This window comes from Pseudomonas khavaziana (assembly GCF_036704165.1).
In the GTDB taxonomy this organism is placed as follows: domain Bacteria; phylum Pseudomonadota; class Gammaproteobacteria; order Pseudomonadales; family Pseudomonadaceae; genus Aquipseudomonas; species Aquipseudomonas khavaziana.
Genome location: NZ_CP129946.1, coordinates 100263 through 125669, shown reverse-complemented (window position 1 = coordinate 125669; position 25407 = coordinate 100263). Strand labels below are relative to the sequence as shown.

Annotated in this window: 18 protein-coding genes; 4 read left to right on the top strand and 14 right to left on the bottom strand. The window is 60.6% G+C overall.

All coding sequences use genetic code 11. The annotated features are described in order from the left end of the window. Positions 1–189: 189 nt before the first annotated feature. Both QYQ93_RS00545 and QYQ93_RS00540 read right to left on the bottom strand, forming a co-directional pair. Positions 190–960, bottom strand: coding sequence for an amino acid ABC transporter permease (locus QYQ93_RS00545; RefSeq protein ID WP_043048161.1), 771 nt, complete (start codon positions 958–960; stop codon positions 190–192). Continuing rightward, the gene (locus QYQ93_RS00540; protein WP_338476034.1) at positions 957–1778 is read right to left on the bottom strand and encodes an ABC transporter substrate-binding protein; all 822 of its coding nucleotides are present in this window, start codon (positions 1776–1778) and stop codon (positions 957–959) included. Before QYQ93_RS00540 ends, QYQ93_RS00545 begins: the two co-directional genes overlap by 4 nt. A gap of 114 nt (positions 1779–1892) precedes the next feature. On the opposite strand from QYQ93_RS00540, the gene QYQ93_RS00535 reads away from it, so the two are divergent. Beyond that, complete coding sequence (locus QYQ93_RS00535) at positions 1893–2795, top strand: homocysteine S-methyltransferase family protein (protein ID WP_338476032.1); 903 nt, start codon at positions 1893–1895, stop codon at positions 2793–2795. Positions 2796–2864: 69 nt separating this feature from the next. Here QYQ93_RS00535 and QYQ93_RS00530 read toward each other — a convergent pair whose 3' ends face one another. Genes QYQ93_RS00530 through QYQ93_RS00520 form a run of 3 tightly spaced genes read right to left on the bottom strand, consistent with a single transcriptional unit; the run spans position 2865 to position 4628 of the window. Further along, the gene (locus tag QYQ93_RS00530; RefSeq protein ID WP_338476030.1) at positions 2865–3536 is read right to left on the bottom strand and encodes a GNAT family protein; all 672 of its coding nucleotides are present in this window, start codon (positions 3534–3536) and stop codon (positions 2865–2867) included. 10 nt (positions 3537–3546) lie between these two features. Further along, a complete protein-coding gene (locus tag QYQ93_RS00525; RefSeq protein WP_338476028.1) occupies positions 3547–3993 on the bottom strand; it encodes a GNAT family N-acetyltransferase in 447 nt (148 codons plus the stop codon). Continuing rightward, positions 3990–4628 carry an FMN-binding negative transcriptional regulator gene (locus QYQ93_RS00520; RefSeq protein ID WP_043048156.1) on the bottom strand — a complete coding sequence of 213 codons (639 nt, stop codon included), beginning with the start codon at positions 4626–4628 and terminating at the stop codon, positions 3990–3992. The genes QYQ93_RS00525 and QYQ93_RS00520 overlap by 4 nt, the downstream gene beginning before the upstream one ends. Before the next feature lie 87 nt (positions 4629–4715). Here QYQ93_RS00520 and QYQ93_RS00515 point away from each other — a divergent pair, with 87 nt between their 5' ends. Then, complete coding sequence (locus QYQ93_RS00515; RefSeq protein ID WP_338476026.1) at positions 4716–6254, top strand: PLP-dependent aminotransferase family protein; 1539 nt, start codon at positions 4716–4718, stop codon at positions 6252–6254. A 2-nt stretch (positions 6255–6256) separates the two neighbouring features. Here QYQ93_RS00515 and QYQ93_RS00510 read toward each other — a convergent pair whose 3' ends face one another. The 8 genes from QYQ93_RS00510 to aspA all read right to left on the bottom strand — a co-directional run bounded on the left by QYQ93_RS00510 (position 6257) and on the right by aspA (position 23343). Beyond that, positions 6257–10882: a dermonecrotic toxin domain-containing protein gene (locus QYQ93_RS00510; protein ID WP_338476024.1), complete on the bottom strand. Its 4626-nt coding sequence runs from the start codon at positions 10880–10882 to the stop codon at positions 6257–6259. Positions 10883–11011: 129 nt separating this feature from the next. Next, positions 11012–12103, bottom strand: a complete 1092-nt coding sequence (locus tag QYQ93_RS00505; protein ID WP_043048152.1) for a polyamine ABC transporter substrate-binding protein — start codon at positions 12101–12103, stop codon at positions 11012–11014. Continuing rightward, the gene (locus QYQ93_RS00500) at positions 12100–13134 is read right to left on the bottom strand and encodes a histone deacetylase family protein (protein ID WP_043048150.1); all 1035 of its coding nucleotides are present in this window, start codon (positions 13132–13134) and stop codon (positions 12100–12102) included. Before QYQ93_RS00500 ends, QYQ93_RS00505 begins: the two co-directional genes overlap by 4 nt. Positions 13135–13260: 126 nt before the next feature. Next, a complete protein-coding gene (locus QYQ93_RS00495; protein ID WP_043048149.1) occupies positions 13261–14253 on the bottom strand; it encodes an AraC family transcriptional regulator in 993 nt (330 codons plus the stop codon). Between the two features lie 54 nt (positions 14254–14307). Beyond that, positions 14308–18897, bottom strand: coding sequence for a hypothetical protein (locus QYQ93_RS00490; RefSeq protein WP_338476021.1), 4590 nt, complete (start codon positions 18895–18897; stop codon positions 14308–14310). 93 nt (positions 18898–18990) lie between these two features. Then, the gene (locus QYQ93_RS00485; RefSeq protein ID WP_338476020.1) at positions 18991–19974 is read right to left on the bottom strand and encodes an asparaginase; all 984 of its coding nucleotides are present in this window, start codon (positions 19972–19974) and stop codon (positions 18991–18993) included. 77 nt (positions 19975–20051) lie between these two features. Further along, positions 20052–21503, bottom strand: coding sequence for an alanine/glycine:cation symporter family protein (locus QYQ93_RS00480; RefSeq protein ID WP_043048144.1), 1452 nt, complete (start codon positions 21501–21503; stop codon positions 20052–20054). Between the two features lie 415 nt (positions 21504–21918). Beyond that, positions 21919–23343, bottom strand: a complete 1425-nt coding sequence (gene aspA / locus QYQ93_RS00475) for an aspartate ammonia-lyase (RefSeq protein WP_043048143.1) — start codon at positions 23341–23343, stop codon at positions 21919–21921. A gap of 182 nt (positions 23344–23525) precedes the next feature. Here aspA and QYQ93_RS00470 point away from each other — a divergent pair, with 182 nt between their 5' ends. Further along, positions 23526–24434 carry a LysR substrate-binding domain-containing protein gene (locus QYQ93_RS00470; RefSeq protein WP_057726084.1) on the top strand — a complete coding sequence of 303 codons (909 nt, stop codon included), beginning with the start codon at positions 23526–23528 and terminating at the stop codon, positions 24432–24434. 175 nt (positions 24435–24609) lie between these two features. Here the strand turns inward: QYQ93_RS00470 and QYQ93_RS00465 are convergent, their stop codons facing one another. Continuing rightward, the gene (locus QYQ93_RS00465; RefSeq protein ID WP_338476018.1) at positions 24610–24933 is read right to left on the bottom strand and encodes a hypothetical protein; all 324 of its coding nucleotides are present in this window, start codon (positions 24931–24933) and stop codon (positions 24610–24612) included. On the opposite strand from QYQ93_RS00465, the gene purE reads away from it, so the two are divergent. Then, on the top strand, positions 24908–25399 hold the full coding sequence (gene purE / locus QYQ93_RS00460; protein ID WP_003176980.1) for a 5-(carboxyamino)imidazole ribonucleotide mutase: 492 nt from the start codon (positions 24908–24910) through the stop codon (positions 25397–25399). The genes QYQ93_RS00465 and purE overlap by 26 nt on opposite strands. Positions 25400–25407: the final 8 nt, after the last annotated feature.

The following is a 25407-nucleotide window of genomic DNA, read 5'->3' as shown; positions in this document are numbered from 1 at the left end:
ATTCCCAACCTCTGATGAATGAGGCCGGGAATTTAGCGGGGGCGCGGGACGATAAATGTCAGGCCAGTGACCGCTGGCTTGCGGGAGTTGTCTTGGGTGAGATGCGATTAAAAACTCATGGGTTTGAGAGCATTATCAGGCCATGAAATCACTGAGCATGGCCAGGCACGGCGCCACAGGTTCTGAGCTTCAACCGCGGCGCACATAACCCTTGCCGAAATGCCGCTCCATGCGCGCCTGGATCAGCTCCAGGGCCAGTGACATTACCCAGTAAATGATCGCCGCCGTGGTGAGCATCTCGATATAGCGGTAGCTGGAGCGACCATAAGACTGCGCCAGGAACATCACCTCCCATACCCCCATCACCGAAATCAACGACGAATCCTTGAGCATCGAGATGAACTGGTTGGTGGCTGGCGGGATGATGGTACGCATCGCCTGGGGCAAGGTGACGTGCCAGAAGATCGCCCTGTCGCGCATGCCCAAGGCCAGCGCGGCTTCGCGTTGACCGTGGGGAACGCCGAGGATGCCGGCGCGGAAAATTTCACTCAGGTAGGCGCCATAGTTCAGCGACAACGCGATGATTCCGGCGGCGATGGCGCCTGGCACCAGGCCCAGCTGCGGCAGGCCCAGGTAAATCAGCAGGATCTGGATCAGCAGCGGCGTACCACGAAAGAACGAGGCGTAAAAACTGGCAATGCCAAACGCCACTGCGCTTTTCGACAGACGCCCCAGCGCCGTAATAAAGCCCAGCACCGATGACGCAACTATGGCACACAGGCACAGGAACAGTGTCAGCGCCGCACCTTGCAGAAAGCCGTTGGGCGCCAGGTGCAGGCCGACCAGGTTGGGCAGCTTGTCGAGGATGATCGAGAACTTCAGGTCAAAGCTCAGGAAGAAACTGGCAAACAGTGCAAACAGTACCGCCCAGGTCAGGTAAAGCCGTATACGAAAGCTCATTGGCTGATATCGGCGCCGATCCATTTTTGCGACAACTTGCTCAAGGTGCCGTCCTGTTTAAGCTCGGCGAAGACCTCACGCACTTTGCTGTCCCATTGCGCGTCGCCTTTCTCGATGGCTACCGAGTTGGGCTCCGAATACAATGGCGTGCCGGCGAGCTTGAAGCGTTTATCTTGCGTCAGGCGCGGCTGCGCGGTCACCAGGTTGGTAAGGATCGCATCCAGGCGTACGCCCGCACCCAAGCCGAGGTCCTGGAACGCCACGTTGTCGGTGTCGTACGGGGCGATCTGCACATCCTCGAATGGGTAATGCATCTGGGTATCTTCGGCGCCCTCGATCACCAGGTTCTTGTTCAAATAACTTTCGTAGCTGGAGGCACTGGTGAGGCCGACTTTCTTGCCACTCAGGTCTTTGGCTTCGTGGATGCGATCATCCTTGGCGTTGACCACGATCACGGCGGGCGAGGCATAGTATTGCACCGGGAAGTCGAACACCTCGGCACGCGCCTTGCTCGGGGTCATGGAGCAGATACAAATGTCATAGCGCCCGCTCCAGCGGCCGGCGGCGATCACGTCCCACGACGGCGTTTCCAGGCGCAGCTTCACCCCCAGTTTTTGCGCGACGGCCTTGGCCACGTCCACGTCGAAACCGTCGAGCTGATTCTGCTCATTGAGAAATGAAAACGGCGGGTAACTCTCCATCAGCACGCCGACCAACTCTTTTTTCTGCTCGATACGGTCCAGGGTGACGCCGCCAAAGGCTTGGGTGGAAGCGGCCAACATCGTCAGGCCCAGGGCCTGCAGCAGTTTGAATTTCAAAATCGCGCACCTGAATAAAAAAGTGGTTGTTATTAACCGAATGGTACGCATTAAATAGTTATAAGAACGGCTCTCATAGTGAGTTATTTTCATAAGCATATGAGTAAAAAGCATATGGGCGCAGCTAACACAGTAATTCTCGATGGCGGCATGGGCCGTGAACTGCAACGTCGTGGCGCGCCGTTCCGCCAGCCGGAATGGTCGGCCCTGGCCTTGAGCGAAGCGCCGCAAGCGGTGGAGGCCGTGCATGCGGCCTATATCGACAGCGGCGCCAACGTGATTACCAGCAATAGCTATGCGGTGGTGCCGTTTCATATCGGCCAAGAGCGGTTCGCCCAAGAAGGCCAGGCGCTGGCCGCACTGGCCGGTGAGTTGGCACGACGGGCGGTGCAGGCATCCGGCAAAGCGGTACAGGTCGCCGGTTCATTGCCACCGCTGTTTGGCTCTTATCGCCCCGACTTGTTCCAGGCCGAACGGGTCAGTGAGTTGTTGACACCACTGGTGCAAGGCCTGGCGCCTCACGTCGACCTGTGGCTGGCGGAAACCCAGAGCTCAATCGTTGAGGCACGCGCGATTCATGCCGGCTTGCCGCAGGATGGCAAGCCGTTCTGGCTGTCGTTTACCTTGAAAGACGAAGACACCGACGACGTACCACGCCTGCGCTCCGGCGAGCCAGTGACCGAGGCGGCCGAGGCCGCCGCGCAGTTGGGCGTGCAGGTGTTGCTGTTCAATTGCAGTCAGCCGGAAGTGATCGGCGCAGCGATCGATGCGGCGCGTGAAACCTTCGAGCGATTGGGTGCAGCGATTCAGATCGGCGCCTACGCCAACGCCTTCCCGCCGCAACCCAAGGAAGCCACGGCCAACGATGGCCTGGACCCATTGCGCGATGACCTCGACCCGCCAGGTTACCTGCACTGGGCGGCTGACTGGAAGGCGCGTGGCGCTAGCCATTTGGGCGGTTGCTGCGGCATCGGGCCGGAGCATATTGCGGTGCTGGCGCAGCGCCTGATCAACTGATTTACCCATTTCAAAGTGTGGGAGGGGGCAAGCCCCTTCTCACATTAGGTTTTGTATTGGTTGTGAGGCCTAGGTCCGGCATTCGGCCAGGGTTTTCAGCTGGCCCGAGCCGCTCTGGTTCGCCTCCGACAGCCATGCCTCAAACCCTGCGCCTATCTTCGGCCATTCCGAATCGATGATCGAATACCACGCGGTATCCCGGTTCCTGCCCTTGACCACCGTGTGCTGGCGGAACACGCCTTCAAAGCTGAAGCCCAAGCGCTCGGCCGCATACTTGGAGCGGGCGTTGGCGTTGTTGCACTTCCATTCCAGGCGGCGATTGCCCTGCTTGAAGGCGTACTTGGCCAACAGGTACACCGCCTCGGTGCTTTTGGGCGAGCGTTGCATCGGAGCACCGAAGGTGACATGGCCGATCTCGATGCGGCCCTGCTCGGGCACGATCGACATCAGGCTGAGGATGCCTTGGACCTGGCCAGTCGCACGGTCAATCACGCTGAAAAAATACGGGTCGCTATGGGCCGCGTGATTATTCAGCCAGGCATCGAACGCGTTGCGCTCAGGGAAGGGGCCGTAGGGCAAATAGTCCCATAGCTTGGGGTCGGCGCCGGGTCCTTGCAGGGCATTGAACAGGTCATCGCCGTGGCGCGCCGGGTCGAGTTTTTCCAGGCGGATAAAGCGCCCTTCGAGCAGTTCAACCGCGGGGGCCGGGACGCCTTTCCAGTCAGCGAGGGAAGTGGACATGCTGTGCTCCTTAAAGACCTTGGCGAAATTGAATGAAACCTGGGCGTTCGGCGATGCGTTCGTAGAGTTGGATCGCGGTGCTGTTGGTCTCGTGGGTCAGCCAATGCACCTTGCAGCAACCATCGGCCTTGGCGGTGGCATAGACGAATTCGATCAGCTTGCGGCCCACGCCGCTGCCGCGTTGTGACGGAACTACCAGCAAATCCTGCAGGTAACAGGAGTTCTCGATGCTCCAGTTGGAGCGATGGTAGATGAAGTTGACCATGCCTACGGCCTTGCTGTCTTGCCGGGCCAGGGCCGAGTGGGTCGGCTCGCTGGCGTCGATCAAGCGCTGCCAGGTGCTGAGGCTGACGACCTCCGGCAGTTCAGTGTTGTAGAACTGCAAATACGCTTGCCACAGCGCCAGCCAGGCGGACTGATCAGTGGCGGTGACCGGGCGGATGTCGATCGGGCTCATTTTGAAACTCCTTGGGGCATAAAGCGGGCGAGGGTCTGGTCGCGCACGTCGAGGCTGGTGGCCAAGCCCTCGCGAATGCCGTTGATGTCAGCCTGGCTGCGGTTCTGGCCGAGTTTGCGCTTGCCTACCAAACGTTCGATCGGCAGGGCAAAGCCAACAATGGCCTTGAGCATGGTGTCGATGTAGTTGACAGGGGCGTCGCTGACTTTCCACGGCTGCGCACGCTTGCCTTCATGGCGATCAGTCAGCGCAGTCACCACGGCCAACAAGCGCTCGGCGTCGGTAAACGCTTCGGGTTTGCCGTAGGCATGCACGGCGATGTAATTCCAGGTTGGCACCACCTTGCCGTGCTCGGCCTTGGCCGGATAGAACGATGGGCTGATGTAGGCGTCGGCGCCGGCAAAGATCACCAACGCTTCGCTGCCGTCTTGCAGGTCTTTGCACTGGGGATTGGCCTTGGCCAAGTGCCCGTAGAGGGTGCCATGGGGGCCTTCATCGGGGTTGAGCAGCAGGGGCAGGTGGCTGGCTTGCAGGCCTTGCTCACCAAAGGTCACCAATTGCGCCAGGCGGGTGTGCTGGATCAATTGGTGGATTTCAGGCAAATCGTCGAGGGCAAAGGCGCGAGGTGTGTACATGGAAATTTTCCTTGGCGAATGCCTGCATCCTAGGCAGGCTAATGGTTCGTTGTAAGAGCCATCTAGCACCCATTTCATAGGTCCAATATGTCGCTCACCACACCGCCACTGTCATTCAACCCCGCCGGCATTGAGCTGGATCGCCGCCTGGGCCTGACACGCCAACTCTATGAAGCCTTGCGCCAGCGGGTGCTGGATGAGCGACTGGTAAGCGGCACACGATTACCCGCCACCCGCGACTTGGCCGCGGCGTTGTCGATTTCGCGCAACAGCGTAATACGTGCCTATGACCAGCTGTATGCCGAGGGCTTTATCGAAAGTCGAGTCGGAGATGGTACTTACGTCGCTCAGCTACCTATGTCCAAAAAACTATCCACAAAAGTATCCACAGGGTTACCAACAGGCTTATCCCCAACCTTATCCACAAAATGGACGAATTTGCCCGGGCATTTGGACGATGAAGTTATCCACAGCGCAGGTTTGGACCGGGTAAAAAATCACCACCTGCCCCAGCCGCCCTCAGGCCCACCCCGGGCATTTCGTGTGGGAGTGCCGGCCTTCGATCTGTTTCCGTTCGAGGTGTGGGCCAAGCTGAACGCGGGGTTCTGGCGCAAACCAGACCTGCAACTACTGTGCTACGGCGACCCGGCCGGTGATGGTCGTCTGCGCGGGTTGATCGCCGCGTACTTGCGCAGCTCGCGGGGTTTGCAATGCAGCGCTGAACAAATAGTGATCACCAGTGGCGCTCAGCAGGCGATCAGCCTTTGTGCACAGCTGCTGGTGGAGCCGGGGGACAGCGTTGCTGTGGAAAACCCGGGCTATCGCGCGGCGGGCCACGCGTTCGCCTTGGCCGGTGGGCGTCTGCACGGCGTGGCAGTGGACGGCGAGGGCATCGACTGCCAGGCGCTCAATGCCTTGGGCGATTGCCGGGTGGTGTATGTCACGCCTTCCCACCAGTACCCGCTGGGTGTGGTGATGAGCCTGGCGCGTCGCCTGGAACTGCTGGCCTGGGCGCAGCGCACGGGTGGTTGGGTGGTTGAGGATGATTACGACGGTGAGTACCGCTACAGCGGTGCGCCGCTGTCGCCACTGGCAGCCCTGGATCGTAGCGGGCGCGTGCTGTACGTCGGCACCTTCGGCAAGGTGGCTTTCCCGGCCCTGCGCCTGGGTTACCTGGTATTGCCTGCGGCGTTGGTGGACGCCTTCGCCCAACGTCGCGCCGTGGACATGCGTCATTCGGAGGTCAGCACCCAGGCGGTGATGGCCGAGTTCATGGCCGCCGGGCATTTCCAACGGCATATCCGACGCATGCGCCGGGCGGCCCTGAGCCGCCGCAACACCTTGCTCGCCGGCTGGCCGGGCGATCTGCCTGGCCTAGGCCCGCTGCCCAACGTGGCGGCAGGGTTGCACCTCACCGTGAGGCTGGACAGCGTGGCCCGTGAGCAGCAATTGCTGGCCCAGGCGTTGGCCGCTGGGGTCGAGGTCAATGGCCTGAGCAACTATTGGCTGGCAGATTCGATCACCCCCCTCGACCAGCGCGCCGGGTTGGTACTGGGATTCGCCGCTGTGCCGGAGGCGGCGATCACACAAGCGCTGGCGCGATTGCGAGTGGCATGGCAGGGCTGAGATCAATGTTCAAAAAACAGTGACTGGGCCAGTTGCGGACTGATTTCACTGCGGTAAATCTCGATCTGGTCCTTGTCGCTGCTGCCTGTGCGCTGCAATCTGCCGCCGAGCCTGCGCTGGTCGCTGGTCTTGAGGTGCCCGGCGGTAAAATGTTCGACCTCGGCCTGGGGCGATGCGTAGTGAAAATGTGCATACCACAGGGCGGCATTGCTTTGGCTATCGCGGATTTCGTATTCATCCAGGTAGTTCTTGCCTGGGCCCTTCAACGGACGGCGATTGGTCGTCTTGAGGATCTTTACCAGCCCTTGATCATGCAACCACTTTACACGGGCTGCCGTGGGAGGTTGTTGCTTGGTCAGAGTGACTCGCGTCTGGGTACCCAGTTCATAGAGATGTTTGGCGCGGTCATTGAGCTGGCGGTTGAGGGTGGCCGCCGAAGGCCGGTCGCTTTCGGTGAGGTTGAGCCGAGTCAGAGCGGACTCCACTGTCAGCACGGCACGCTCCAGCTGGGCCGCTTGCTGGTGGAACATCTCTTCGATCTCCACCGGGATACGCCCAGGTTTACGCGAGTGAGCCAACAGGCGGCGGGTGGTGGCCGGTTCATCATCCAGCAATTGCTGCCCGGCGTTGAGGCTTATCCCCAGGTCGGCCGGCCGTGGCTCTGACGGGGTAGAGGGAATCTGTTTGTGCTCGACCCAGACCCCTGGGGTTTTTTCGTGGAAGGTGGCAATCACCTTGCCAGTCAGCGTTGCCTTCACATCCACCAGCGTGGCTTCGCTCTCCCTTGGCTCGCCTACCACGATGCCCTTGAAGCGAGTCTTGATAATTTTGCGTCGAGGCGGCTCGGGCGGTTTCGACGGCCCCGGCTTTGGCTCAAGGGCTTTACGCTGACGCAACAGCTGCGCCAGTTCGTGCAAGGCGCGCTGATGAAATTCTTCGATGCGCTGGCGCAGCACTTCCACGGGGTCGCGTTGCAGTTGCTCTGGATAATCGGCGTGCAGGTCCAGCAGGCGATGGTCAACGATGTCGAATTGCTCGGCCAAGCTGTAGAGCGTTTCGATGCGTTCATTCAGGCTGCTGCCTTCGAGCTCGCCGAGGATGTCAATTACGCTCTGCACGTGCAGGTCGGCGGCGTCGATGATATCGCTCAGCTGTGCGCGGACACGGGTCAACACCGCGCTGTTACCGGCTTTGACACACAGATAGCGCATCAGGGTGATGTGCAGCGCCTTCAGGTCGGGGAGCGTGATATTGGGTAAGGCGCGCATTGTCGATTGGATGGCTTCTGCACCATCGAGACCTAGGTTTTCCAGTTCCTTGAAGCGGCCGGCCACGTATTCCAGGCGCATGATCATTTCCAGCGTCTGGGTCGCAATAGTCTCGGCGGTTCGCCTCTCCAGCGAGGCGGGTAATTCGAGCGCATCTAGGGAGCCCAACAAGGCATCGCGGTAAGCGGGCAATTGTTCATTAATGGCGGCTCGCGTCAGCGCCAACTGGTTTTTCAGGAAGCCAATCATCATGCTCTGGTATTCAGGCACATCGTCGATATGGCCCAGGGACCTGAGTTGGCGAATGGGCTCGTCGTACTCCAGCAGGCGTTGATTCACATCTCTGATGAAATTTTCACGGCGTAAGTCAGTGGAGGGTCCAGGCTGTGTGCCGATGGCAGCGAGGGTATCGGACATCTGCTGTTGTCGATCCCGGTCGGTGATTTGGAAACGGTCAATACTTCTGCGCAGTTCTTCAATGCGCGGCGGTTTCTGCTGCCTGGCCGTGCGCAGGCGGTTGCGAAACCCGCCGCCACGCAGGCGCAGGCGGGGATCGACGAACCACTGCCCAGCCCTGTTACTGATCAGCAATGGGCCGGTACGGTTTGGGATGACCGGGTCGATGACAACCACGTTGTCGTTGGCGTCTACCTTGACTTCGAACCAGCGCTCGCCAACTGGCACGAACCATTTGTCGGCGGCGGGATACAGATGGTGGTGGGTACCGGCTTGCTTGTTCTGCTCGCCCAATTCGGCGGGCCGCTCGACATTGAAACTCTCCAGCCACGTGCGCAGGCTCGTGGGGGTGCGGCTGAGTGCGCCGCTGACGTGCAGGGAGCCCTGGTGCGAGGCGAACAGTTCAGTGCTGGGCAAGTCCGGCAGCTGCACCGCGGTGATAGAGGGCGCAGGCCGCGCCGGTGGCTCTATGTTGGTGTTCGACAGCGGCTCCTCGGGCACCTTGGGCTTGAGCGTTTCGTCTGTCGCCGGGGCGGACGGATGACGCAGGGCCACATGCAGCGCCAGGGCCATTCCCAGGTTGAGCCACAGGTCCACCAGTGCGGTCCAGGGCGTGGCTTTGTCTGCGGCATTGACTGCCTGCTCGACCTCTTCCAGGTCATCCATGATCTGCCACATCCATGCCGCGATTCCCACCGTAGGGCCAAGGAACGGCAAGGTCGCATTGAAGATCTGCCAGCCGGCACTGCGAAAGGTCGCCCAGCGTTTCTGTACGTTGGACACCGATTGACGAGTCGCCAGTTCCACCATGGCATTGGCGTTGGCCTTGAAGAGCGAGCCCATTACGTCATTGCCCAGCACTTCGTCGCTCAGGGTAATGGAGCCGCTCATGTAGACCACGGTGGCGGGCTCGACCAGCACGCGGGCAAGTGTCCAGGGCGACGGTACGGCACCGGGAAACACGTACTGTGCGTAGTTGAAACGCGATGCTTCGGGCAACCAGGCCAGCACCGATTCGCGCAGATGCCGATCATGTTTGATCGCATACAGCAGGTTTTGCCGCGAGGGGAATTGGCGCAACATCGGCTCAAGCAGCGGGCGGTACAGTACACACGGGCCCTTGTCGGCGGACCGGGGCTCGATCACGAACATGTTGGTCACCCTGTCCTGCTCGTGCCCGGGGCGCAAGGTGGGAATAAAGGCCAACTGACGGATGACGATTTCCTGCCCGTCGAACTGGCGGTCATGGGCGTCAGGTTGCATTACGGCGGCAACGTAGCGGTAACCAAGCTCATCCAGGCCATAGCGCCCCTGGATTTTCCATTGCAGGGCCAGCATCGGCAACTGCACACGCAGGTGGCTGGCGTAGAGCTGTTGCCGTGCCTGGGATTGCTCCGGGTCTTCGAGCAGCGTGCGCTTGATCAGCGCCGGATAGTGCTCGCCGATATCCAGTTGGGTAATCATGTCCTTGAGGTAGCTGTACGTCAGCCATTCAGGTGCAGGACCGCCGTTATACGCCACGCTGGTCTCGCCGGTGGGCAGCCCGGTGAGATTTTCCAGGGCCAGGTCGATCAGGTTGCGGCGGGTGATGTCGATCTGTCCAGGCACGGCAAAGGTGCCCCAGATGACCGGGCTCTGGATGATGACTTCGACCTTGTCCGGGTTCGGCCTGGTGCTCTGTTTGTCGGCATTGAACCGGCTTTGCAATTGCGCGCGGGCATAGTCGCGTATCGGCGCAATACCGTCTTGGAACAAGCGACCGTGATTGGAGGTATGCACCTGGGCCAAGTCAATGAGGTAACGGCCGTAGGCGGCTGCATCAGCATCACTGGCATCGGCCAGCCAGTCGGGCATTTGCTGGTGGATTTGGTGAACCCGTGACAAGGACTGTCCGCTCAGGTCTTCGAGGGCGGGCAGGGCACGGGTTATGGTCGAAGGTACGCCGGGTTGGCCGAAGGCGGCCCGGCCCTGGGGGTCATCGAGCATGCCGATGGCCTCGATTTGCATGGAGATCAAGGCGCAGGCCAGGCTGTCGAAAAAGTTGTCGGCCGGCTCAATCAGGCGCCATTGCAATATCGTGTCGTGGGGCACCTGGCTCAATTTGGACGGAAGGCTTGCGCCGAACTGCTCCAGTGAGGCGAATTTCTCGTAGCCGTCGACCAGGGAGTAGGCGAGGATCTTGGTTTTTTTCTCGTGCTCGCCGATCAATAGCGTCTTGTCCAACACACCGATATGACGAACCTGACCATCGTGCAGCAAGTCTATATCGATCAGGCAAGCACGGCTCTTGTACGGGTCCTTGGCACTGCGGGTTTCTTTCTGCGCAAAGTGGTACAGCGTTCTGGCCATGGCGCAGTCGTCTGCGTCCCAGCCTTCTACAGTATCCACATCCACGTTCCACACTTTGCGCAGCGAGTTGGCGAGCACTTGCCACCGCGGGCCGTTACTGTTGCTGGACTGGTTCCAGTAGTCGAGCTGTTGTTCCTGAAAGGCGGTAAACAGCAAAGGCGCCAGCTCGTTGATCAAGCGGCCGACCGCATGGATCTTCACCGGCAGGTGCACGGCCTCCCAGGCATCGGGTTGCAGCGAGAGGTAATGCTCGCCGTCGATATAGACCACCGGCCTGGGCGATATAGCCTGATGTGCCAAGACGGAGGTCAGGGACTCGGCTGTACCTCTGGACGAGACGATCAGATCGTCGATGACTCGCCAACGCGGATGGCAGACCATGGCCAGGTCCGGGTCGATATCCAGCTTCGGATACTGCTCGCGCAGGGCGGTGCGCAAGGTGCTGGCCGCGACTTCTCGACTGGTGGGGCCGGTGGTCAGCTGGATGAGCAATTCATCGACTGTGGGCGGTCGGTTGGTTTGCGAAGCGTCCGTGGCGAGGGTGTTGTCGGGCATCTGCAGCTCCTTGGCAAGCGTTGGCCCGAGCGGGCTGCAACGGACCTTGGAAGGCGCAAGGTAATCATTTAGGGCGCGACGAGAACGGTAGATAAGTAAAGGGGGCGAGCACGCTCGCCCCACAGGCGGTCAGGTACCGGACTTGATCTTGGTCCAGGCCCGCGTCCGGGCGCGCTCGGCCTCCCGGCCCAGGGGCTTGAGGGTGTAGAGCGTGGCCATGGCTGCTTCGGTAGGGTACAGATTGGGATTGTTACGGATTGCCGGGGCGACCTGTTCGGTGGCGTCCTTATTGGGGTTGGGGTAGCCGACAAAATCACTGATCGGCGCAATGACGTTCGGCTGCAGCAGGTAGTTGATGAAGGTGTAGGCGTCCTCGGGGTTCTGGGCGCCCTTGGGAACGGCAAGCATGTCGAACCAGATCGGTGCGCCTTCCTTGGGCAGGCGCATGTCCACGGTCACTCCGTTTTTAGCTTCTTTGGCGCGGTTGGCGGCCTGGGAAAAACTGCCGGAATAACCGACGGCCACACAGATGTCGCCGTTGGCGATATCGGCCATGTATTTGGATGAGTGGAAGTAAGTGATGAAGGGGCGGATCTTCATCATCAGCGCTTCGGCCTTGGCGTAGTCCTTGGGATTGTTGCTGTTGGGGTCCAGGCCCAGGTGTTGCAGCGCCAGGGGCAGGATCTCCGAGGGCGAGTCCAGCAAGGCCACGCCGCACTGCTTGAGCTGGCTGAGGTTGGCTTCGTTGAAGATCAGGTCCCAACTGTCCACTGGCGCGCTGTCACCCAATGCTGCCTTGACCTTGGCCGGGTTGAAGCCGATAAGGATGGTGCCGTACATGTAGGGCACGGCAAACTTGTTTCCAGGGTCGTTGGCCTCGATCAGCTTCATCAGCTTGGGGTCCAAATGCTTCCAGTTGGGCAGTTGGTTACGGTCCAGGGGCTGGAACACGCCGGCTTCAATCTGCTTGGCCAAAAACACATTGGACGGCACTACCACGTCATATCCGGAGTTGCCGGTGAGCAGCTTGGCTTCCAGCGCCTCGTTGGTATCGAAGATGTCGTACACCAGCTTGATCTGTGGGTTCTGCGCCTTGAAGTCTTCAAGTGCCTTTGGGGTGATGTAGTCGAACCAGTTGTAGACCTTCAGGGTTTTTTCTTCGGCGTGGGCCGCGCCGCCGAGTACGGCAACACACAGGGCGAATACCTTGAACAGGTTCATTGCACACACTCCTCAAAACCTTCGAGCACATTGACGGCATTGATGCCGATCTCTTCTACGGCGTAGCCGCCTTCCATGACGAACAGCGTGGGTTTGCCCAGGTGCGCAATGCGGGCGCCCATGGCCAGGTAGTCCGGGCTGTCGAGCTTGAATTGTGAAATGGGGTCGTCCTTGAAGGTGTCCACGCCCAGGGACACCACGATCACATCGGCGCCGTAGCGTTCGATCTCCTGGCAGGCTTGTTCCAGCGCCTGGCTCCAGCGCTCCCAGCCTGAACCCGCCGGCAGCGGATAGTTGAAGTTCAAGCCAACCCCGGCGCCTTCCCCCAGCTCGTCGGCATAGCCGAGGAAGAACGGGAATTCCGCCTCCGGGTGCCCATGGATCGAGGCGAACAGCACGTCGCTGCGGGTGTAGAAAATCGATTGGGTGCCGTTGCCGTGGTGGTAATCCACATCGAGGATCGCGACCTTCGTATGGCCCTGGTCGAGAAACGCCTGGGTGGCAATGGCCGCATTGTTGAGGTAGCAATAGCCGCCCATCAAGTCGCTGGCAGCGTGATGGCCCGGTGGCCGACACAGGGCAAAGGCCGAACGCGCACCTTGCTGGATCGCCTCTTGTGCAGTGAGCGCAACCTGGGCGGCACTGTACGCAGCTTGCCAGGTGCCGGCAGTAATCGGTGCGCCGCCGTCGAAACTGTAATAACCCAACTGGCCGTGCAGGCTGGTGGGTAACACCCGGCGCAAGGTGCGCGCAGGCCAGGTGTAGGGCAACAGGTCACCGTCCTGGCCGAACTCGGTCCAGCGTTGCCAGGCGCCTTTGAAAAAATCCAGGTACTCGCGGCTGTGAATGCGTTGCAGCGGCGCCAGGCCGAAGTCCTGCGGCGCCTGCACCGGGCCCAGTTCGCGGTCCTTGACCCGTTGCAGTACGTGGTCGGCTCGCGAGGGCATTTCGAAACAGGGCATCAGCTGCCCATCCATCAGTTCACAACGGCCGTGGTGCAGATGGTGATCGTCCGAGTAGATCGTCAGCATTGTGTTGTTCTCCGCAGGCTGGGTGCAATGCTTGCAGTGTTGCGGCGAGCGGGGCGGTGGAGAACGGCAGGAGCGGCCAAAAGGGGATGAATAGGGCCAATGTTTATGTCCGTTATTCGCCCCCGGTTACGGCCTGAATTGACTGGGCGCCACGCCGCTCCAGCGCACGAAGGCATGTCGGAAACTCGCGGTTTCACTGAAGCCCAGTTGCTCGGCAATCCGGTGGATCGGCAGTTCATCGGCGCCAAGCAGCTGCTTGGCGCGTTCGAAGCGCAGTTCGTCCAACAGCTCCTGATAGCTGCAACCGAGCTCATGCAGGTGGCGGCGCAAGGTGCGCGAGGAACAGTTCATTTGCGCCGCCAACCCATCAACCCCAGGCGCGGCGTCCAACTGTGCACCGAGCAGATGGCGAACCCGGCCCAGCCAGGCCTGGCGCCCGGTGAACTCGGTATTCTGTTTGCGGCAACGCTCGGCCATGGCGCGATGGGTAATGACATCGGCCAGCGGTAGGGGTTGTTCGAGCCAGCGCCGGTCGAATGCAAAGGCGTTGGCCTGGGCGGAAAACTGCAACGAGCAGGCGAAATGCTCGGCATATCGTGCCTGGTAAGCGGGGCTTGGGTAGGCAAAGCGGGCGCCCAGCAACGGCAGGGGCTGGCCGAGTAGATCGGCGCAGATGACTTTCAGCGAAACCAGGCAAAACTCCACGTTGAATTGGGTCAGGGCTGGGTCCTCGCGGTAACCGCCAGCGGTCAACCAGATGCGTTGGCCGTCCGGCTCCAGGCTCAGCTCAAAAAGTGTTCCCAATAGCGCCGGGTAGCGCAGGGCCAGTTGCAAGGCGTCACCGAAGGTGGCACTGGTGAGCAAGGCATAACCGAGCATGCCGTAGGACGACACGTGCATGCGCTGCCCCAATTCCAGGCCCACGTCCTGGCGCAAGGCAACGGCATTGGCACACACGCGCATTTCTTGGTGGGTGGTGATATGAGTGTCGGCGCGTGCCAGGTCGGCTTCGCAAATACCGCTGCCGGCCAGCAGAATGTCATAGCTCACGCCTTCGGCCTTGAAGGTGTCCAGCACCCGCGAGACCGCATTGAGGGTAGTCAGGTGTGAATGCAGCATGGTGGGTTCCAGCCTGGGTTTAACAGGCTGGAGCAAGTTATGTGCCGTGGTCGATCAATTGCGCTCGGGTGGGAAGAAAACGCGCTTGGCCTGGGCCAGGTTAATGGTGCTGCGATAGAAATCGACCTGTTGCTGTGCGTTGAGCCCTTGAACGTCATCGGCCGCCTTGCCTTGCGCTTGCTCTTGCGGGGTCTTCAAGCGAGCGGAGAGAAAGCGGTCGAGCGGGGCATCGGAGGTCGAGTAATGGAAGTGGGCATACCAAAGCACGGTTTGCGTGGACTCATCGGTCAGGGTGTATTCGTCCAGATAATCCTTGGTAGCGCTTTTGAGGCGGCGTCGTTTGGCTGGTTTCTTGATGGTGACCAAGTTGCGGCTGGTAAGCCATTCAACCCTTGAGAACGTGGGTGGCCGTTGCTTGATCATTGTCTGCACCTGCTCGTTGGCCTGCTGGTAAAGGGCTTGCGCGGCATCATTGAGTTTTTTGCCCAATGCGGCGGCGGCGGGCTGCTCGCTTTCCGTGGCGTTGACCTGGGTCAGCGCTTCTTCGATAGCCTTTGCGGCGAGTTCCAGCAGCTGCGCATGTTGATGAAACATATGTTCGATGCCGATCGGGGTGCGGGACGGCTTGCCGGTTTGCGCCGTGGCTCGGGCCTGGAACGCCGGTAGTTGGTCGATCAGCGACTGGCCATGGGCAACGCTGGCTTCGATCGTTGGGGCTGCAGATACGGGCGGGGGAGTGCCAGGCGATAGGTGCTCGACCCAGACACCCGGGGTTTTTTCATGAAAAGTGGCGATGAGTTTATGGGTCAACGGCGACTTGATGTCGACAAGGTCAGTCTCAAGCCCTACCGCAGTCAGGCGTGGCTCGCCGATTAACGTGCCGTTGAAGCGGGTATGGATAAATTTTTTCATCGGCCTTGGCGGTGTCGGCGGCGGTGTCGGCCGGATGCGGGCATCCGCTTGTTCAAAGTGCAGGGGCGCCAGTGCGGCCTTGGCTCGATTGGCAAATGTGCTCAGCATCGTCCGCAGGTTTTCAATGGGCGTATCGAGGGCTTGTTCGGGGTAGTCATCGGAGAAATCCTGCAGGTGTTCGTCAATCAGCTGGAACTGCTCCACCAGGCTCGCCAGGGTTTCAATGCGCTCGTCCAGGCGTGATTTGCTGCGCTCTTTCAGGGCGTCCTGCAAGGTCTCCACCGCAATATCTGCTGTGTCGACAATCTTGCCGATCAGGCTCCAGGCGTCAGGCTCGGTGGTGATTGATTGCGGCTCCAGGCACAGGTTTCGCGCCAGCGTCACTTGCAGGGCCCGCAGATGATCGCTGGTATAGAGCGGCAGTTTGGCTTTGGCTGCTCGAATCAGCTGTGTGCCCGCCCGGGCCAGTTCGCGTAATTCGGTGAAGCGCGTCTGGGTGTAATCCAGGCGCTTGATCATGTCACCGCACAGGTCTGTCATCAGCTGCGCGTCAGTGATGCGGTTGGCCTGGGCCGACGTCGAGGGGGTTTCGATCTGGTCCAGCACCGTTTTGAGTTGCGGGGTGAAACGGATTTGCAGCTCCCGGATGCCTGCCTCGTTGAGGTCCAGTTGCGCCTTCACATAACCGAGGGCCTTTTGCTGGAAATCAGGAACTTGGGTGAAGACGTTCAAGGTCATCAAGTGTTGGCGTACCTCTTCGTATTCCAGGCTGTGGCTGTCGAGTTTGTTCATGTAGGCCTGGCGTTTGGACTGGGTTGAGCTGCCAGAGGCATCCTGCATCGCCTGGAACGCCTGTTGCAGGTCCCGTTGTGCCGCTTTCTTGGTTTGCTCGAAAGTCTTCAGCCTGGTAATCAGCTTCTCGGATTCGGCCTTTGCTTTGTCTGCCGCCTTTTTCTGCTTGCCTTTGCGCCCGCCGCCAGCCAGGCGCAGACGGGCGTCGATAAACCACTCGCCCCGGGCGTTGTGAATAAGCGGCAGGCCCGTGCGGCTGGTCTGCTTGGGATCGACAATGACCAAGGTTTCATCACCGACCAGTTTGACCTCGAACCAGCGTGTGCCCACCGGCGCGTAGTAATGCTGTTCAAGCCGGTAAAGATGTTGGTATGGGCCTTCATCGCTGATGGCGCTTGCCAGGCCCTTGGGTTTTTCGATTTTGAAACTGTCCAGTACCGTCGCCAGGCTGCTGGTTGTGCGTGTGAGTGCGCCTTGGGTGTTGAGTGGCAGGTCATGATCGGCAGGCGGCTGCTCCGTGGTGCGGGTGGAGAGCTGTTCCACGCTGATCGAGGTTTCAGCGCCGACGCGGGGTGTTTCAGCCTCGACCTTGGCAGCACCGGAGCCAGGGCGGGCGCCGGTGGCCACATGCAAGGTGACAGCCATGCCCAGGTTAAGCAGTACATCGGTGAGCGCCGACCATTGCGCCTGTTGCTCACCGTGTTTGTGGGCCTCGACGAAGGTTTGCACCTGGTCGAGGATCTGCCAGATCCAGGCACCGGTATTCGCGACACGGCCCATGAAGGGCAACGCTGCATTGAAGAGCAACCAACCGGCCTGCTTGAGCGTGGCCCAGCGGTTTTCCGCGTTGGACACCGATTGGCGGTCCGCCAGTTCCACCAGTGCCTTGGCGTTGGCATCAAACAGGCTGGTGAACAGGTCACCGTTGAGGGTTTGCTGGCCCAGGCTCATGGGGCCGCTGTAAGTCCATAGCTTGTCCGGTTCCACGAGGAAGTCGGCCACCGCCCAGGGTGACGGCAAGTCACCTGGAAATACATAGTTGGAGTAGTCGGTACGCACGGCGTCGGGCAGCCAGGCGACCACCGAGTCGCGCAGAGTCGGGGATTGTGCGATGGCATACAGCAGGTTCGCCGGTGACGGGTATTGCAACAGCACGGCTTCAAACAGCGGGCGATATAACAGGCAGGGTCCGGTTTCGGGATTTTGCGGGCCGATGATGTACATGTTGCTCACCACATCCTGCTCGTTGCTCTGCCGGCGCTTGGGTACCAAGGCCAGGGGGCGGATGACGATGGCTTGCCCATCGACATAACGGTCGGCGGTTTCTGCCTGCAGGGCGGCCGCCACATAGCGATAGCCACGCTCATCGATTCCACCTTCCTGGCGTATCTTGTGCTGCAAGGCCAGTAGCGGCAGCTGGATGCGCAAGTGCTGGGTGTACAGGGTTTTGCGCCGCGCCGACTCTGCGGTGTCATCAATCAACTTGCTGCGTATCAGCGCCGGGTAGGCACTGCCGATATCGACTTTGGTGATAAGGGATTTCACATAGTCGACGGTCAGCCACTGAGGCAGGGCCTTGCGCGTCTGCATGCGCAGGCTTTGATTACCCACCGGCAGCGCGATCAGGTTTTGCAGGGCCAGTTCAACCAGGCTGAAGGTGCTGGTTTCGATCTGCCCCGGTACCGCGAATGTGCCCCACACCACCTGGCTTTGCACCTGGATGGTCAGGGTGTCGAGTGCCATGTGCGCAGCCTCGGGGTGCTCTTTGATGATCTGCCCCTTGAGCGTGTCACGGGTGTACTGTTGGATGGCGGGAATGTCGTCCTGGTAGGTCTTGCCCTCGTTCTGGCTGTGCAGCGCCGCCAGGTCCTTGAGGTGCCGCGAATAAAAGCCCCGATCTGATGCAGAGGCCTGGGCGAGCCAGTCCGGCAGCACTTGTCGATACCAGCCAAGGTCCGGGCCCTTTGGGCTGACCTGCAAGGTTGTTCCCGTCAGTACGCTCAAGGGTGGTTTCTTCGATGTGGCCGATGTGTCGATGCCAACGGTGGTGAAGGCGTCGATTTGCAGGGTGATCAGGGAGAAGGCCAGCTGCTCGAAAAAGTTGCCGACGGGTTCATACAGGCGCCACTGCAAACGCTCATAGGTAATTGGCTGATACACCAGCGTCGTCAGGTACTCGCCCAATTGGTCCTGGGTAGTGAATTTTTTGTAGCCGTCGAAAGACTGGCAAAGGATGACGTCTTGTCCCTCGGACTGCCCCAACAGTACGGCTATAAATACTTGCGGGGTGTGGCTGGGCTTGCCATCGCTGACCAGATCGACGTCGACCAGGCAGGCCTGGAACTTGCCGCCAGAGCTGCGGCTCGCCGGGTCGGGCGAGTGGTACAAACGGCGGGCCAGCGCACAGTCATCGTCGGTCCAGCCGTCCACCTGCTGTACATTCCAGGTGTTGCGCAATGTGTTGGACAGTTCGTGCCAGTGCGGGCCATTGCCGTTGCTGATGTTCCAGTAATTCACCAGCTGTTCCTTGAGCGCCTCGAACACCACAGGCGCCAGGACATTGATGACGTTAGCGATTTCGACGATGCGCACCGGCAAATGCACCGCCGGTTCGGTGAGTGGCAGGGGGGTGAGAAAATGCTCGCCTTCGATGCACAAGGTCGGTGTCTTGAGCACTGCCTGCCTGGCCAGCAGGGTGCTGAGGGTTTGATAGTGCGGGGGGCTGGAGATGATCTTGTCGTCGACCAGCTCCCACACCGGCGTACCCAGCAGGGTGGTGTCCGGATTGATGTGCAGGTCGGGGTATTTTTCTTCCAGGGATTCGCGCAGCAGTTGGCCGGCCACCTCGGTGATCGAGGGGCCGACACACAGCTGGGTGATCAGTTTAAGAGGTAGGTCTTCGGGTTTGGCAGCCTGCGCGGTGGCGCTTGAAGTGGTCATGGTACATCCCTGTCTTGCCGATGGATGGGAACAACCGGAGGGTCAGTCCCGGGGTTTCCATGCTAGAAAGGCGCAAGACAGGGCAGGGGGTAGTTATCTAGGGAGGGCCTCGGTTCCCAGATCCAGCTCCACCAGGCGGCGGATCTCGTCGTTGGCCAGGCCGGCACCGAGCAGGGCGTGGAGCTTGCCGAACGCCGCTTCACGGGTCATGCCAGCACCCGACAGCACACCCGCGTCGCGCAAGCGGCTACCGGCTTCGTAGACATCCAGTTCCACACCGCCTTCATGGCACTGGGTAATGGCGACCACCACCACATCTCGGGCCTGTGCGCGCTTGAGGCTGGCGAGGAACTCGGGGTTGTCGCTGGGCCCGGTGCCGCTGCCATAGCACTCCAGGATCAGCGCCTGTACCCCGCTGTCGACCAGGCTGTCCACCAGCGCGGCACGCATGCCAGGCACCAGCGGTAATACGCCTACATCTGCCATGGTCTTGGGCTGGCGATAATCCAGCGCGGCCGGCAGTGATTCGGCGCGGGGCTGGTTGCCCATGCGCTGCAAGGCTGCAAACGGATGGCGGCCGAAGCTGCGTACCTTGGCGCAACGGGTCGGCGGTAGCAGTTGGCCGTGGAAATACAGCTGCACTCCGGATGCCAAGCCTTCGCCCAACGCGGTCAAGGCGCCGCTGACGTTTTCCCAGGCATCGCTGTCCGGCACGCCGGCGGGCAACATCGAACCGGTAAACAGCACTGGTGCGGGCAGGCCCAGCAGTTGGAAACTCATGGCTGCCGCGCTGTAGGCCAGGGTGTCGGTGCCGTGCAGGATCAGTACGGCATCGCAGCCCTCGTCCACCGCTTCAACCACGGCGCTGCGCAGACGCTGCCAATAGGCCGGGGTCATGTTGGCGCTATCGATCAGCGGTGACATCTCGCGAAAGCGCCAGGCGGGTATCGACTGATTGGCAAGCTGCTCGCGCATGCGCGCTTCAAAACCCGATGCCGGGGCCAGGCCGTTGGCGCTGGCCTGCATGCCGATGGTGCCACCGGTGTAGAGCACCATCACGTTGTTAGCTGAATGCATTGAAGAATCTCCTGAACGAAAAACGCCGCCGGGCCCAGAGCATGCCCAAGGCCGGGCGGCGTGTCATCTATCTACGCTTAGCGTTGCGCAGGGGCGGTTGATTCAGCAGTGGCTTGCACGGCAGGCTCCGGTTTTACCGGGTTGGCCGGCCACGCCTTGCGGTCCAGGTCCAGGTCAGGGAACTGGCTGGAGTCGAACACCGGGGTCTTGATACCCGCCGCGCGCTGGTTGTCGTAGTCGTTGAGGATGCGCATGGCAATCTTGAACAGGAACGCCAGGGCGAACAGGTTGACGAAGGCCAGCATGGTCATGGTGATGTCGGCGAAGGCGAACACGGTGCTCAGGTTCTCGATGGAACCCCAGAAGATCAGCACCAGCACCAAGGCGCGATAACCCATCAGCACTTTGCGGTTGTTGCCGACCAGAAAGCGCAGGTTGCTCTCGCCCAGGTAGTAGTTGTACATGATCGAGGTGAACACGAACAACGCCAGGGCCACCGAGATGAACATGCGGCCCCAGTCGCCGACCACCGCCGCCAGGGAGTTCTGGGTCAGGGCAATGCCGTCGCCTTCAAAGCCCGGGGTGTAGAAACCGGAGAGCAGGATCAGCAACGCGGTGCAGGTGCAGATGATGAACGTGTCGAGGAACACGCTGAACGCTTGCACCACACCTTGGGCAATCGGGTGTTCCACCGAGGCGACTGCCGCCACGTTAGGCGCACTGCCCAAGCCGGCTTCGTTGGCGAATACGCCGCGCTTCACACCCATGATGATTGCGCTGCCGACCAGGCCACCGAAGGCTTGGTCGAGGCCGAAGGCGCTCTTGACGATGGTCGCGAGCATGGCGGGTACGTGGTCGAATTGCAGCACGATCACGTACAGGGTCACGGCGATGTAGACCAGGGTCTTGACCGGCACCAGCAGGTCGGCGATCGAGGCGATACGCTTGATCCCGCCAATGAACACCAGGCCCAGCAACACCGCCAGTGCAAGGCCGGTGTAAGTGGTGTCGAGGCCGAAGGCATTGTTCAGCGAGTGGGTCACGGCGTGGGCTTGCAGGCCGTTGAAGGCAAAACCGAAGGTCACCAGCAGCAGGAACGCCATGACCATGCCCAGCCAGCGTTTGTGCAGGCCATGCTGGATGTAATACGCCGGGCCGCCACGGTAGGTGCCTTCGGCGTCGGTGCGCTTGTACAGCTGGCCAAGGGAGCACTCGATGAAGCTCGAGGACATGCCCACCAGTGCGGTGACCCACATCCAGAACACGGCGCCCGGGCCACCCAGGGTCACGGCAATACCTACGCCTGCAATGTTACCGGCACCCACGCGGCCCGCCAGGCTGAGCATCAGCGCCTGGAACGAGCTGAGTTGGCCGGCACTGCTCTTGAGGCTGTCTTTAAACACCGAGAACATGTGGAAAAAGTGACGCAGTTGAACGAAACGCGAGCGGATCGTGAAATAACCGCCGAGCCCGACTATGAGCACGATCAGTACTTTCCCTGAGAGGAAGTCGTTGATGACTTCGAGCATGGAGTGTTCCTCGCTGATTTTTCTGATGGCAAACGCAGGACGGTCCGACACGTCGTATGGCACCAGGCAGTGCACGACCGTTCGACCCCAATCCTTTTGCGGGTGTTGTTATTCATGCGGTGTCGCGTGGTACCCGGGCCTCGTTACCGATGGCCGCAGACGCGAGAGGGGCGGCACTATACCTAGGCGAGACTGATCCGTCTGCACGGGCTGATTAAAGGTTTGTAGGAGCGAGCTTGCTCGCGAAGGTCGTTAACGATGAAGTTGGCTGTCTGGATGATTGCGGTCTCCTTACGTTTTTCGCGAGCAAGCTCGCTCCTACAAGCAAAAAAAAGGGCCTGAAGAACGAGCCTTCAGGCCCTCAAAAGGTGAGAGGTGTCTAGTCCCTCAACCTGGTGAGCGGTGCAACAAACGCTTAGGCCTTCAACGGAACCAGGCGTGGGGCAATCATGTTTTCGGGGCGCAGGATGTCGTCGAGCATGGCGTCGTCGAGCAAGCCTTCTTCACGCACCAGTTCCAGCACGCCGCGGCCGCTTTCAAGGGCGATACGCGCGATGCGGGTGGCATTTTCATAGCCGATGTACGGGTTCAGCGCTGTGACCAGGCCGATGGAGTGCTCCACCAGTTCGCGGCAGCGGGCTTCGTTGGCGGTGATGCCGACGATGCAGTGCTCGCGCAGCATGTCCATGGCGCGTTGCAGCAGGCGGATCGAGTCGAAGATCTTGAAGGCGATCAGCGGCTCCATCACGTTCAGTTGCAGTTGGCCGCCTTCGGCTGCCATGGTCAGGGCCAGGTCGTTGCCGATGACTTGGAATGCAACCTGGTTAACGGCTTCCGGGATCACCGGGTTGACCTTGCCGGGCATGATCGAGCTGCCTGGCTGGCGCGCCGGCAGGTTGATCTCGTTGATGCCGGTACGCGGGCCGCTGGACAGCAGGCGCAGGTCGTTGCAGATCTTCGACAGCTTCACGGCAGTACGCTTGAGCATGCCGGAGAACAGCACGAAGGCGCCCATGTCGGAGGTGGCTTCGATCAGGTCGGCTGCCGGCACCAGCGGCTGGCCGCTGATGGTCGCCAGGCGTTGTACGGCGAGGGCCTGGTAGCGCGGGTCGGCGTTGATGCCGGTACCGATGGCGGTGCCGCCCAGGTTGACTTCGGTGAGCAGCTCCGGCGCCAGGGTTTTCAGGCGCGCCAGGTCTTCACCCAGGGTGGTGGCGAAGGCGCGGAATTCCTGGCCGAGGGTCATCGGCACGGCGTCTTGCAATTGGGTGCGACCCATTTTCAGCACGTGGCTGAACTCGGCGCCTTTGGCGGCGAACGCCTGGATCAGGCTATCGAGGCTGGCCAGCAGAGCGTCATGGCCCAACAGCAGACCCAGGCGGATCGCAGTCGGGTAGGCGTCGTTGGTCGACTGCGCCATGTTCACGTCGTTGTTGGGGTGCAGGTACTGGTATTCGCCCTTCTGGTGACCCATGGCCTCCAACGCGATGTTGGCGATGACTTCGTTGGCATTCATGTTGGTTGAAGTGCCGGCGCCGCCTTGAATCATGTCCACCACGAATTCTTCGTGGAAGTCGCCGCGGATCAGGCGGGCACAAGCTTCGCTGATGGCAGCGTGCTTGGCATCGCTGAGCTGGCCCAGTTCGCGGTTGGCGTCCGCCGCTGCTTGCTTGACCATCGCCAGGCCGACCACCAATTTCGGGTAATGCGAAATCGGAACGCCCGAGAGGCGGAAATTATTCACCGCTCGCAGGGTCTGGATGCCGTAATACGCTTGAGCCGGTACTTCGAGTACGCCAAGCAGGTCTTTTTCTGTACGGAAAGATGCAGCGGAGGACATGACGGAAATCATCTCGATATGGACCCGGAACTGGCCGGAACGCTGCGAATGCTAGGCTTGTAGAACTTTTTGGGCCAATGCTGTTAAACACTGGCCTATGCACAAACGGCATAATGTGGATGTGACCCAGCTATGATGGCGGGCGTGTGTGCCAAAATGGTGCATACCCTTGGGAGGAAGTGATGAACCTTGAGAGCAAATGGCTGGAAGACTTCAGCGCCCTGGCGGCCACTCGCAGTTTTTCCCAGGCTGCGGAACGGCGCTTTGTCACCCAGCCGGCGTTCAGTCGCCGTATCCGTAGCCTTGAGGCCGCGTTGGGCCTGACCCTGGTCAACCGCTCACGCACGCCTGTGGAATTGACGGCGGCGGGGCAGCTGTTCCTGGTGACGGCGCGCACGGTGGTCGAACAGCTGGGCGAAGTATTGCGCCATTTGCATCACCTGGAAGGCGGGCAGGGCGAAGTCATGCAGGTGGCCGCTGCCCACTCCCTGGCATTGGGCTTCTTCCCACGTTGGATCGCACAGTTGCGCAACGAGGGCCTGAACATCGCCACGCGACTGGTCGCCACCAACGTCGGTGATGCCGTGCATGCCCTTCGCGAAGGAGGCTGCGACCTGATGCTGGCGTTCTACGACCCGGATGCCGCGATGCAGATGGACGCCGAGATCTTCCCGTCCCTGCATCTGGGCAACACCGAGATGCTCCCGGTGTGCGCCGCCGATGCGGACGGCAAGCCGCTGTTCGACCTGGAAGGTGAGGGCAGTGTGCCGCTGCTCGCCTACAGTGCCGGCGCATTCCTGGGCCGCTCGGTGAATCTGCTGCTGCGCCAGCGCGCCCTGCGTTTCACGACCATTTATGAAACTGCCATGGCCGACAGCCTCAAGAGCATGGCCCTTGAAGGCTTGGGTATCGCCTGGGTGCCGCAGCTGAGTGTGCGTGCGGAGTTGGCACGCGGTGAACTGGTGGTGTGCGGAGGGTCGCAATGGCATGTACCGCTGGAGATTCGTTTGTATCGCTGTGCATTGGTGCGCAAGGCGAATGTGCGGTTGTTGTGGCGTAAGTTGGAAGGCGGGGCTGCGCAGAATACTTGAGCCTGACACAGATCCAATGTGGGAGGGGGCTTGCTCCCGATAGCGGTGTGTCAGGCGCTGATTAGGACACTGAAACACCGCTATCGGGAGCAAGCCCCCTCCCACAGGGTTTTGCGGTGTAGGGGACTGACTCAAGAGTCAATAAAACCGCCGGTTTGGGCGGCTAGACAGATGGTCATTCCAGGGGCTGTTTATCTGGATTATTACGGTATACTGCGCGGCCTTCGGCCGGTCCAACCGGCCGCGTTTCGAGGTCAGAACTCGCCGAGCGAAGATCAGGCAAGGCAAAAACAAGCGAGGAAGCGGAGTTGGCTTTAGCCAATGAGCATTCCGAGTTTGTTTTTAACGCAGCCTGATTGAGCGTAGGCAGTTCTGGCCCGAAACTAATTCGTACAACAAGCCACGCCGGATTTCCCGCGTGGCTTGTTGTTTTTTGACGCGCCTGCGGGCGCCCAGAGAGAAGAGGCACGACGATGAGTGCATTGGTTGGCGTGATCATGGGCTCCAAGTCCGATTGGTCCACCCTTAGCCACACCGCCGATATGCTGGAAAAACTCGGCATTCCGTATGAAGTGAAGGTGGTCTCTGCCCACCGCACCCCGGATCTGCTGTTCCAGTATGCCGATGAAGCAGAATCCCGTGGCATCGAGGTGATCATCGCCGGTGCTGGTGGTGCGGCGCACCTGCCAGGCATGTGTGCAGCCAAGACCCACCTGCCGGTGCTTGGCGTGCCGGTGCAGTCGGCGATGCTCTCGGGCGTGGACTCCCTGTTGTCCATCGTGCAGATGCCAGCCGGTATCCCGGTGGCGACCCTGGCGATCGGCAAGGCTGGCGCGATAAACGCAGCCTTGCTGTCCGCCAGCATCCTGGGCGCCAAGCACCCGCAGTTTCATGCGGTGCTGAAAAAATTCCGTGCCGAGCAGACAGACAGCGTGCTGGACAATCCAGACCCACGTATCGCCTGAGGTTGTTG